General features: G+C 30.8%; 1 protein-coding gene and 1 pseudogene. Both read right to left on the bottom strand.

Annotation, left to right across the window (positions count from 1 at the left end; all coding sequences use genetic code 11):
* Positions 1–550: DNA-binding protein (locus FYJ26_RS10700; protein ID WP_154542233.1), on the bottom strand; the 550-nt coding region annotated here is incomplete at its 3' end.
* A 43-nt stretch (positions 551–593) separates the two neighbouring features.
* Positions 594–2,027: pseudogene (locus FYJ26_RS10695) on the bottom strand (DNA helicase); the annotation flags it as partial.

Here is a 2,027-nt window from a genome sequence, read left to right as displayed (position 1 = left end):
TCTTTACTTGTTCTTTTGCTTTTAAGAGCTTAGAAGACAAAATACGAACATTTTTATGTTCCCTTCCGTTGTTGTCAATGCTTGTTTTTACTTGTCCGAAGATTTTAACAAAATCTCCTTGTTTTAGGTTCTCTATATCTTTTGTCTTATCTCCATAGGCTGAACAATTGGTATAAACTTTATTCCCATCGTCATCTTTTGAAACAAGAGAAAAGTTGCTTACCTTGAACTTTTCTCCATTAGCATTTTCTCTTTCAAGATTTTCTACTTTCCCCGCTATATTACCCACGAGATTTATGAGATCATCTTTTTCTTCTAGTTCATTGGTATTTTCAACAATCTTACCTTGTTCTTTCATATCATCTATCATATAGTCAAAGTCATCACTTAGTAGATCTGTTGTGTCATTGTTCATATATAAAACATAGACTTCTTCAAGTGCCTTTTCATCATTAACACCTTTTTCTATGCTCACAAGTGCTTTTATAAAATCCTTGTAATTATCATTCATCATTTCCTCTAAGTTTTCTCTAATATCTTTGTATTCCATAATTTCCTCCTTGTACTAAATAAGGAGAGCCTTTCGCCCTCCTCTATCTTTCTTGTCCTTTTTCGTTTTTTTCTTGATTTTTATCTTTTTCTTCTTCTGATTTAAATTTGGATATTTGTCCCAATATCGATGGTTTCTCTTTTCTTGCGTGAAGATTATCCTCTACATCATAGGTTGATTCAAAGTAATCACTATCTTTAAAATCATTGTCATACCTATCTGGTATTCCATCATTATCAAGATCTTTTGCTAGTGGATCATAGAAGTTTCCATCATCATCTATTTCTAAGCCCAGTGCTTGTTTTAAATCTTCTTCATCTACTGATACCAGATCATCAAAACTAGACATCTTTATAGCTTCGGTCATATCTTTAATAGCTTGTGAGTTAGATATATCTTCCTCTACAAAAGATTCTGTTCTAATAGCTACATTGTCTACATACTGAGTCCATGTTTTTTCTTCCAAATTTACCTCATATTGAATCGAATGCTTACCATCAGGTGTTTCTGTATAGGCAAGTCCTATATGGCTTAAATCAGGATATAATTTGTCAAAGTCTTCATAGCTATTAGATTCTGAAAACTCGTAGTTAGAATAATCAACTATCGCCCTCTTTAAATCTTCTAAAAGTGGTGATTGGTTTTCTAATTCTTCTACTTCTCCCATATCTAAAAGTTTATTGATTTCAGCCAGTCTTAGTGTCTTATCTCTTAACTCATCTGCTTTTTCAAATGGTTTAGTTAATTCTACTTTGGCATTTTCTAAAGATTCTTTATAGTTTTCAAGATTTTGATTCAATCTTTCAAGTCTTGCAGGCATTTTTTCAATGGCATTATCAAGCCTTGTTATATTACCATCAGTAGAGTTTGAAAATTCTCCGAAGTATTCTGCTTTTCCTAAAAGTTTAAAAGTATGAGTATTAGTCATAAAGTTATATGAAACTTGTAAGTCTAAATTTCTATATTTACCAATAACCTTACTATCATTTATCTTTACTTTTTTTATTTCCTCTAATAGCTTCTCTCCAGCTTCTTTCTTATCTAAAATTTTATTTGCACCAAGACTGATTGAAGTGAATTTACTATCTCCTTCTCCTAATTTCTCAACACTTGCAATATCATCCTTAACTGCTTGTATTTCCATTTCAGTTTTTAAAATACTTTGAGGATAAAATTTATTTACCTTATCTTCAAGCTTATATTTATTAGATTTATAGTTTGCTTCCAGCATTTTTAGCTTTGTAACTTCGTTATCTAAATCCATTTTTTCTTTAATTAGAGGATTGCCAGTGGCTAAAGCCTTAATTTCTGAATAAGATAGACTTGCTTCATCAACATCTTCTGCAACTCTTACTGGAGTTTTTGAAGTCATAATTTGAGAAATGAATTTTTGCTTATTCTCTATTGTCTGCCACAAATAGGCATCGAAGGTATTTTCTGTTACATATCTAAAGATATTTACCTTATCATTTTCATT

It is taken from the genome of Anaerococcus porci (assembly GCF_009696575.1).
Taxonomy (GTDB): Bacteria; Bacillota; Clostridia; order Tissierellales; family Peptoniphilaceae; genus Anaerococcus; species Anaerococcus porci.
This window is presented reverse-complemented; position numbering and strand designations above follow the sequence as displayed.